The organism is Algoriphagus confluentis (assembly GCF_036245625.1).
Taxonomy (GTDB): domain Bacteria; phylum Bacteroidota; class Bacteroidia; order Cytophagales; family Cyclobacteriaceae; genus Algoriphagus; species Algoriphagus confluentis.
This window is the reverse complement of the sequence record NZ_BTPD01000002.1, coordinates 181,242-191,529: the sequence shown is the minus strand read 5'-3', so window position 1 is coordinate 191,529 and position 10,288 is coordinate 181,242. Positions and strand designations below refer to the sequence as shown.

Here is a 10,288-nt window from a genome sequence, read left to right as displayed (position 1 = left end):
CTACTTAGTATTTAATTCGTAACGTGGCCTTATTCTTTGAAGGATATAAGCATCACTGAGATCGTTGTAAAATCCAATCTGTCTCAGCTTCAATTTGAAAGCCTCTACATTCTCCTTAAATGCAAGGTGTGTATTGACGTCTGCGGAGTTAAATCGATTTTCGGACAAGCCATTAATGATGAGTCCATATCGATCACGAATACTTTTGATGAGCTCTTCAATAGAAAGAGTTCTTGTATGAAAATCGGACCCATCGGATTCAAGAACCAAAATCTGGACTAATGTTTCAAGAAGTCTAGTGCCTAAAACAAAGCGCCTTGGGTGTTTTCTGCTTCTTCCCTGGGCTAAAAATCCTCTTTCATTGTTTTTCTGTGAAAGATTATCAAAGAGCTGGATATGAAAACGGAATTGATAATTCCCTCTAGCTTTTAAAATCAATTCAATGTATTTGTCAAAATAGGTGTCTTCAAATTTGACCATATCATGAATCAAACCTTTATCTTCCTCATCAAGAGTGCTGTAAAGATTATCCCATTGTGTTTCGAAGTATATCTCAAAATCCTTAGTCTTGCCTTTTAAGAGGTTCAGTGCTTTACTAAGATTATTCGAATTTGATTTGTCAAGTTTTAGTTTTCTCAAAGCAGCATTGATCTGGAATGTAGCCTTGATATAGTCATAGATGTTGTTACTAAATGCCTCAACATCTTGTGTTGAAATTCGCGCTACTTTACTTTCAAAGTTATCGGTAACATCTACCACAATATTCCAATCCGCTCTTGCGGCATCTGTTCCTTCTTCCACCATCCGGGGTAGGGTATGGACTAGTTTCTGGATATAGATTGAAAGGTGAAAGGATGTTATTGTCTTGAGGTAGTCTATTAAGACATTCCTAGGTATCAATTGTTTATAAACTAAGAGCCGCCTTACGTCGTCACAAAATAGTTCTGCCTGTTCCAAGAGTAGTGGTTGGATTTGGTTTAGGCTGGAACTGCTTTCTAGGAAGCCAGGCTTAACATTTTTGATGATGTGCAATAATCCCAAACTGTCCACATCTAAATCATTGCCGGTGTTTATTTTACTCGTTGTTTGATCCCATCCCTCCATTAAAAAACTTTTCAGGTCTTCTCGTATGGTAGGTTTAGCGCTAAGCATCAAATAAACTTGATCAGCGGTATTATAGTCCCGAGTATTCGCTGCGTTTCGAACCCGGTAACTTTCTAGGTGTATTGGCCTTAAGGAGGATATTTTCTCTTTATCAAGGTTTCCCCTATAAACCATATTGACCAGATTACTGCGCAACCATAATTCAGCAGCTTCAGGATTTTCATTGAAGCCTTTAATTGAACCCTCTTCCTCCAATTTGGAAAAGACTTTTTTCAAGGTTTCTAAGCTTATGAGTGCGTTATTATCAGATCGCGCACGCTGCCTCGGTCTAATGCCATTATGCTTAAGAAGCATATAAAGATTTACCAAGGTATTATCAATATTCACAGCTTTGGCATCAGCAGTGAAAATCAATTCATTACGAAAGAGGCTCTCGTCTTTATTCAGTTTCAACGCCATAGCTATACTACCATTTTTTCTATGTAAAGCCGGCTCTGTCCGTCTTTACTGATTCTATAAAAGTCTAAATTATCGCTGTTAGTTACCACCACCTCTTTATAGGTTAGGTTTTCCAGTAGATTTTTGAATATGATCAATTCAATGAACTTACCCCTTAGATCATTGAGGGATGGACTAAACCCTTGTTGAATGAAATACAACATCTCATAAAGATCAAGTGAAATGGTCAGCTTAATGTGCTTTTGGCCTTTGTGCCGGAAAGTCAAGCTATCTGGTTCGTATTCTAGGTATTTTACCAAGTGGTCAGTTCGATTAACAAATAGCTCAAAGTCGTTGAGATCAAATAACCTAAAAGACTTACTGTATGGATCTCGAATATCAGTTGACGCTAGTACTAAATGGTCTTTGTCAATGCCCGGATTGTCACAGCCCTCATTTAGTGAGATTGCCCTAGAGATACTTGCTTTGGTATTTGATCCTTCATCTCCATTTGTTAAGACCTTTGTGAATTTGAAAACAGAGTGGTATGGCAGTCGAAGCAGATAGGAGGGAAATTTGTATTTATCTGTCTCGGAGGTTTCAGACACATAGCCATTATCAACAGAGAGGAGCTCTGACTTACCTTCAAAATATTGGTGCCTTATAAATACCTTTTGAATTGCCCGTATTCTCTTCAAAAGGGATGGGTTTTGCTCATGGGCTGGTACCCAAATCTTATTTCTGTTAAATTCTTCGATCAGGGAATACTCTCGTTCAGAGAATTCAAAATAATCACCAGACTTATGCTGACCAAAAAACAGGTCCCTGTCTTTATCTGGAATAGCCACTTCCCCTATATCAGTTTCCCTTAACAGCTTAATTAAGCGATCTTGGTTTCCTGAATCATTAGAAGAAGGATTTGTGATATTGAAGAAATAAAATTGCCAATAGCTTTCTGGCTGATTTTCGCTTTGAATCAACAATTGTTCAATATCTGAACATTCATAGTCTCTGGTGAGTGTGAATGAGATGAATGAACGCAAATCCCGCATGGTGATATGAAGTTCACGCTTTAGGCTGGCTGTTCTTAACAACCATTCCATACGAGTGATTATCTCCTCTCCCGAAGCCGAATCATTAAAGGAATCAACATTATACTTGATGAAGCATCTACTAGCGAGAGGGCAAGTTTCGCATTTCGCCCAAAGACTTTTCTGAGTCAGTGATTTAATCTGACTTCTAAAAAGGCTAGACCCCTGATCATCCCGAGCCGAAACTGATCGCAAATTTAGATTGATAATCATTAAGCCGGGAGGAAGCTCATGATGGCCCTCATTATAGAAGTAGTTTTCTATCGTGTCATGAAGCTTTTTGTGCTTATTTGTCGACTTTAAAAACTCTACTAATCGGCCTTCATTAATTGCGATTATTCGTCCTTCTTTTGCTTCATTATAATTCGATAGGCTGGCAAAAGGCTCAAAGAATTTTTCTAATACTTCATTATTGACTCGTTGATCTTCGTCCTGAGATCCATCATAATTACTTTCAAACTGAAGGCCATTGATTTTAAACCTTGCCCCATTCTTATGGTCATGACCGATAAGGTCTTTTACTGAATCATCATGCTCAATGCGTTTGATGAAAGCTGTTTTGCCATCACCAGCATTACCGGTAATAATCAAAAGCTTGTATTTACTATCAAGAATGTCCGGTAATAGTTTTTTGTCCAGCTTGGAAGGTGTGTAAGTCAACTTGTCGAACTCACTAATTTTCTCACTTGCACGTGTACCAAAATTCCCTCCCTTGGATTGACTGTATAAGGAATTGATGTATTTGACGAAATTACTACTTCCCTCTTTGGCTTCTACTTTTGGATTTTCAGTTTTGGTTTCTTGCAAAATCCCATCTTCCCCGATTGCCAGTAACGCGTCTAGCATTTGTTGGGAATTAGGAAATCGATCTGCTTTTCGTGGATTTATAGCCTTACTTAGAAATTCTCCAAATGCTTTCGAAATCCTTGGCTCAAATTCTTTAGGATTGACAGGATCAATACTCAGAACTGGCATTTTTTTGGGTGTCCAAGGATACTGCTTACAGGTCAATTCATAAAGTGTAATACCCAAGGCGAAAGTGTCTGCCGATTTATCCCAATTTACCTTATACCCATCCGTAATAAGGTCTGGAGCTAAGTATGGGTTTGTACCAACAAAATCCTGATTGTCATCTACGAAGGAGGCTACGTTGAAATCAATGAGGACAAATCGTTTCTCCTTATCCCAAATGATGTTTTGAGGTTTAATATCACGGTGTAGGATAGGTTTATCCAAGCTCTGCATGGAAACCAAGGCACTGAGAATGTCTCTTGCTATTTGATAAACCCGATAAATTGGAAGTTTTGCATCGGTCTTGGTGTAAGAGCTGAGATTTTCCCCTTCCAGGTACTCCATCAAGGTATAAAAATGTCCATTTGGAGTCTCTCCATTCCATGCAAATTTGACAATGTTTGGATGGTTTAATTCTATCAAAGCATTGTACTCATCTATTACCGAATTGGCGTTTACACTTTCATGGAAAAGCTTCAAGGCATAATACTTCCCTTGTAGTTGGTGCTTAACTTTGAAAACTCTGGAATAACCGCCCTTTCCTAGAATTTGATGAATTACGAAATCCCCAATTTTATCCCCAACCTTTAATTCCTGGTGATCAGATGCAAGAACTGCGCTTATACTGGAGCTCTGCTTTGAAAGAACTTCACTGTCATTTTCCTTAAGTGCATTTTCTAAAAATTTTTCAACTTCCTCAATGGACTCCATTCGTTTAAGGTCGTCTGTGAGAATGGTCTTTAGCGAAAGTTCATCTAGCCATTTGGGCAGTGCTTTGTTGATATAAGTAGGAAGTTTATTAAGTGGAAGTTTACCTCCCATTTTATCGAGGTCATAGGGAGACTTAAAGGGTTCCTCACCAACGAAAAGCCAGTAAATCAGTACCCCAAGAGAATAAATATCCGAGGCTCGTGAGGCATCACCAACAGTTAACTCCAATGGATGGTAAGGTGTCGCATTTGATTCAGTAATGGTGGCCATCACTGTATAGCCTTGGTGATTGTGGTCTGAAAAGTAGGATTTCCCGAAATTACCCAGATAAGCATATCCACTGCTCATGTAAATGTTTTCTGGATTAATATCTCGATGATAAACGTTTTCCTTATGAGCCTCTTTCAAAGCTGCCATAACATTACGTATTATTCCCACCTTTTCTTGAAAGATAAAAGTTTTGGATCTAGCCTCTGCTCTCAGGGAGTTTTCATCTAAAAAGTCTGAGATTTCATAGAAAAGATGGTTTTCCTCATCAATTTTGAATTCTACATTTAGAATAAAGGGTTTGGCTTTGATTTTATGAAGAGCCTTGTATTGATTTTTTATTTTTTCCTCGTGGGTGAGCAATTCGGGTTGAGAAAGTCCTGCAACTTGAAGCGAATACTCTTTAACTCTTTTGCGGATAGAGGATGTGACGCCTTTAGGCTTAACTAGGTATTCAGTGTAGTTGGGTTCTTGCTGGAGTATTTCTATGATTTCATATCCTTCTACCTCACGCTTTTCGCTAGGTGATTTTTTGCTTTGGCTACCGTCAAGAAATTTTACAATATCCTTGTAGATGTCAACGATGTCATTTTCTTCTTTGCCGACTTGACTTGGATCGGTTAAATAATTAATCAGTTTCTCATTTAGTTGAAAAGTAAGCTTGGCTGATTCCTGCCAAAGGGAAGGTGTGTAAGTGTTGGGATAGGATAGGGTAACCATATTCTGAATCCATGCCCTTGCCCAAGAGGGTTCATTTTCCTTCAATTTAGAGGCTAAAATTGCTGTTTTTTGCCTTCCCGTTTTTAAAGGATTTGGTCTTTGCTTATCGTTGACATACCAATAATTATCATCTCCTTCGATGCGTCCTTTCCAGTCCTTATTTTCTACATTGTAGATGGCATGAGGAGTTACTATCAATAAATCATATTCCCAATATTGCGTCCTGTTGTTTCGGGGATTGGTAGATGCGATCTCCACATTTGGCACTAAATAAAAGCTATCCGGTAGCTTAACCTCCAAGTAATCCAGCAATCGCTTTTCTCCGGTATTTACAACCGAATCGAAATAGGGGGGTACTATGATTTTTGCCATGATTCAATTTCTCGTTCTACCAATTCGATTGCCTTGTTCTCAGCATTCAATGCTTCAAAAAGCATAGTGTAAGCTTTTTTAACTTGTTCATCGATTTTTAGCATTTCTTCCTTCTCAATGATTGGAACAGGAATATTTTTAAGTAGCTCATGGATTGGGCGACAGAGCTTTGTTCCTGATTGGGTTTTCCTGATAAATCTGAATCCGTAATCAGAAGAGAGCCAAGCATAGAGATAACCGGAAGGAACTTTGCTATTCGTTTTCATCCGAATGAACTCACCAGAAATCAATTGACCTTCCAATTCTTCGTTAGCAAATATGGTTCTGCAAAAAGTTTCTCCTTCTCCTAGTGTGCCAACACCGGCAATTAAGACTTCACCATATTCAACCAGCTTATCAGACTTAACATAGATCTTTGCGAGCATCTTACCTTGCTTTCTAAGATTGAAAATATCTGACTGATTAATTAACCTTATTGAATTAGGAGATTCAAGCTCAAACCTCTTAAATGAACCACTTGAAAAAAATTTGTTTTCATCAAGACAGTCTTGTAATTCCAAAAAAATTGATTGACGTACTCTATTTTCTAGCCGTTCAACTTTCTTAGAATAATTAAAAGCATTAATAGTGAATGAAGTAATTTCTGACCTTTTTCGCACAAATGATGTCGGCCTTCTATCCGCTTTGTGATTTCCAAAATGTTCAAATTCTGAATAGTCTATTTCAGGCAGACTTGTTTGATTCAATACCTGATTCGTTGCGGAAATAAGTTCGCCCTTTGCCTTTTCTCTTAGGTTTGATGATTTCGAAATTAGATCGTCAATCGTTTTTTGCAAGTCATTGGGAAAGATAGGGATAGGTAAATTTTCAATGTGATGAGGTTCTATGTGCTTTACAACTCCACCATATCCAGACTGAGTGAGCAAACCGTATCCATATTTTGAAGCTAGGTAAGCGTACAGAACTCCTTTTAAAATTTGATTTTCTTTGGGTTTTAAACGAACCAAATCATCTGTTCCAATAATGCCTTCGTGTGTTTTATTGGTTAGTAATATATTCCCTAATGTCCCTGAACGGGAAATCAAGATCCAACCGGGGTGAAGCTTAAGAGTCTCTAGATGGGGAGAATATTTTTTAGATACATGCTTTGGGTTTAAAATGCTAGTTTTAAGCAAGTCGGAAGCTGAATAAAACTCTAAGCTTCCATTTCCTGGTGAAACATACACTCTTTTGTGAATGTCACCTTTAAATAATTCCGAAACCTCATTTTTCAGGTCAGTAATAGTATAAGGGCAAAATTTATCTAGTAATCTCTTTGTAACGACTCCCTCACTCAAATGAAATGGCGAATCTAATCTAAGGTCAGATTCCTCTAGCCAAGAGTTTTTAATTTTTATAGCTCTCATTTTCCCGTTTCATATATAAAATTTAGATAGGATTCAGCAATTCTTGGTAAGTCATCATCCAATTGCTTTAACTTTTCTCGTCTAGTTTTTACATCTAAAGAGCCATCTTTTTTGTGGATCACATATTTAGTCATCGAATCAAAAAGAATTTCTGCCCCATCTTCATCACGGACATATATTGGATTTCCTCTTCGGTCTTTTCCTAGCTTTTCTGCTATGGCCATAAAAATTTCGTAATCTTCAGCACTATCCTGAGCGAGCTGTCTTTCAATCTCTGTTTTCCGCTGTAAAAAGAGTAAAGAAGCCTGAACACCTACTTGAGGTAAGAAAGCTTCTACTGCGAGGTCAACTGATGCGAGGATTTTGAATTTGTCCAATATCCATTCTCTAACAGGAAGCATATTTGGGTTTCCCAAGATCCCGTCTGGCAGTACTATAGCTACCTTACCGCCTGGCTTTAGGAAGTTGTAGCACGCTTCAATGAATAGCACTTCAGGAGCGTCACTGTATCTAGAAAGTAAATATTGACTGGCGATTTCAGGCTCGACCTTCACTTTTGCTCCAAATGGGGGGTTAGTAAAAATGATATCGAATTTTCCACGTGCATCATTTCCATAACGATTTTCCATGTCATTTAGAGCAGAGAGACTTTTGTCAATAGCATTATGAATTTTTTCAAAATCCTCGGCATGGTCCCAATTAGGATAGCCTAAAGAATTAATATGAAAGATATTGGCGTGACCATCTCCGGCCATCACCATGTTCATTCTTGCTGCCTTCTTCAGATCAGGATCAAAGTCAAATCCGAAAATACATCGCTCAGCATATTCTTTGACTCGCTCGTTCACTTCCAATGAGTTGAACTTCTCCGCTAGAAGTGGCCCATCTAAGTCTGGGTACATCTCGGAAGCAACCTGCTTCCTCACATGATCCAATACCATCACCAAAAAGCCACCCGATCCACAGGCAGGATCCAATACTCGATCATTCTCGGTCGGATTCATCATCTCCACCATTGCTTTGATGATGTTTCTGGGAGTGAAAAACTGACCTGCTTCTTGTTTGAGGGTATTACTTACAATGGTCTCGTAAGCCAATCCCTTCACATCCACTGAGGCATCTAGGAAGGAGTATTTTGAAAGTTCTCCAGCAATAAAGGCCAATCCTTTATCTGTAAGTCCTATAGACTCATTTCCATCAAAAACTTCTGAGAAAATTTCGTCACTTTTCAATTCTTCAAAAAGCCCCTTGATTCGTTTGGCAACTGCCTTTCGTCCTTCTTCCGTGTTCTGTTCTTTTACTCCAACCCAAAACTTTCTTCGGTAGCTTTCCTCGGAGGCTATAAACCTGCGTTTCTCGTCATATAGCTTGCAGAAGATTAGATTTAGCAATTGCCAAAAAGCATCTTTTTTACGGCCTTCATTGCCATAGATGTAATCATGGGAACGCTTGAAAACCTTGATTAAAGAGTCATTGGCAGGCTTCTTACTAGAAGATCGATCTGCCCGATCAAGATCGTCCAGAGTTTCTCCTTCGCCGGGGAAGTCAGATAGATCCACAAACTCATAATCAAAGCCCATGGCATCATCTTCCTTTTGTAAATAATGGTAACTGGAACCATTTGCCCAAAGACCAAACTCACAACTTTCCACAGCCCCCATCGCATTCTCTAGGGTAGGCTTTACACCTTTCTTTTTGTCAGTGTCCTTAACCTTGTCATCTTGAACCACACAGATACGAATGATAAAATCCTGCTTATGTGGCTTCCCCTTTTCAAATACTACCAATTCAACCTTTTGCTTTTTTGGCTTTCCTGTATCGGGATCCGTGTAAAGGATCGTAAAATCCCGCTCCATATCTTCGAGGTCAAAACCGTATTCTTCATTGAGCATCAGGATAACTGATTGCAGGTTACTTTCTTGAGCCTTTACCTTTTTTATTTCACCCGTTAGGATACACACTAGTTGGTTATCCTCTAATACTACATCCTCATCTTCAATCACTTCTGTGGACATTACTCAATTGATTTTAAAAGTTCATTAATCTCTTTTCGCTTATCTCTTCTTGCTGCATAGCGCAACAGCTTACTTTTATTCACATTGTATTTAGCGAAGGCATTTTCATAAAGCTGGTGGATTTCTATTCCAAAAGGCCGCAAAAACTGTTCGTACTCAAACCATGCATTAACTAGAATACCTTCAATACTTGGAAAATGATAATCCCCTACGTGAACAATTGGAGTCTCAGAAATCAAAGCCGTCAAGATGACTGCCGCCTCCTGAGGGAGGATATATCTATTAATAATTTCTTTATCTGGTTGGATATAGACCGGCTTACTAGATGATTTGAGATCCTCAAACAATGAGTCCATATCTTCTTTACGCAAGCCAATAAAAATCCAATGTTTAGAGAGCTCTACTCCTGCAATTTCTTTTAGCAAATCAGTATCCCACACAACTAACTTGCCTGTGTAAACCGCTTTAATCTTATTGTATGTCCTTTTTGCTTTCAGGCTGAGTTCTGGAGAAAATTCAGGTTTATATTTAAAGGTGTAAATCCCTCTTCCTTTCTGAAAGAGAAGTTTCTCTTTCTTTAATTGATTAAGCCTCCAAGCAAGTGTATGATCAGAGACACCTGGGAAATATTCTTGAAGAGCATTTGTCACCTCGCTAGTCGTAAACTCTTGTTTACCAGAGAAATAAATCTCCAATTTATTTGCCAATTCGGTGTTTTTCATATCTAGATTACCAAATATAAAAATGTTCGTAAAAAAACAAAACTTTGGCAAGTAAAAATATTTTTTGCCAAAATATTGAGCATTGAAATTAAAAGGCAGAAAGGGGATAAAAAGAAAAAATAGAGGAGATATTTCGGATATATAGCATCACTAGGCTAAGCCCTTGCTTTCTGGCCTGTTAAAAGCTTTACACAGGTATAAAAAACATGATGGATCAAGAAGACATAAAAAAAGCCCAAAAGGGCTTTTTACAAGATTCTTCTGAATCAGACTCCTTGACGGAGACATAGACGGTGTGGGTTTTTCCCGTACTGATCAGATTCTTTGAGCTTAGCCACATTGAACTTGACGTAGGTTTCACCTTCGTATTCGAAGCTGTGATTTTGGAGTTCGGCCAAGTTGAGGCTTACTTCTACAATTTCTAGTTTTCG

The 10,288-nt window shown here is 38.4% G+C and carries 5 protein-coding genes; all 5 read right to left on the bottom strand.

Features of this window, described 5'->3' with window-relative positions; genetic code table 11:
- Genes mads7 through AAA943_RS03450 form a run of 5 tightly spaced genes read right to left on the bottom strand, consistent with a single transcriptional unit; the run spans position 1 to position 9,857 of the window.
- Positions 1-1,563, bottom strand: coding sequence for a methylation-associated defense system protein MAD7 (gene mads7 / locus AAA943_RS03470; RefSeq protein ID WP_338222861.1), 1,563 nt, complete (start codon positions 1,561-1,563; stop codon positions 1-3).
- A gap of 2 nt (positions 1,564-1,565) precedes the next feature.
- A complete protein-coding gene (gene mads6, locus AAA943_RS03465; RefSeq protein WP_338222860.1) occupies positions 1,566-5,714 on the bottom strand; it encodes a methylation-associated defense system protein kinase MAD6 in 4,149 nt (1,382 codons plus the stop codon).
- A complete protein-coding gene (mads5, locus tag AAA943_RS03460; protein ID WP_338222859.1) occupies positions 5,699-7,120 on the bottom strand; it encodes a methylation-associated defense system restriction endonuclease subunit S MAD5 in 1,422 nt (473 codons plus the stop codon). The genes mads6 and mads5 overlap by 16 nt, the downstream gene beginning before the upstream one ends.
- Positions 7,117-9,135, bottom strand: coding sequence for a methylation-associated defense system DNA methyltransferase MAD2 (mads2, locus tag AAA943_RS03455; RefSeq protein WP_338222858.1), 2,019 nt, complete (start codon positions 9,133-9,135; stop codon positions 7,117-7,119). The genes mads5 and mads2 overlap by 4 nt, the downstream gene beginning before the upstream one ends.
- Positions 9,135-9,857: a DUF6577 family protein gene (locus tag AAA943_RS03450; protein ID WP_338222857.1), complete on the bottom strand. Its 723-nt coding sequence runs from the start codon at positions 9,855-9,857 to the stop codon at positions 9,135-9,137. Before AAA943_RS03450 ends, mads2 begins: the two co-directional genes overlap by 1 nt.
- Positions 9,858-10,288 lie beyond the last annotated feature (431 nt).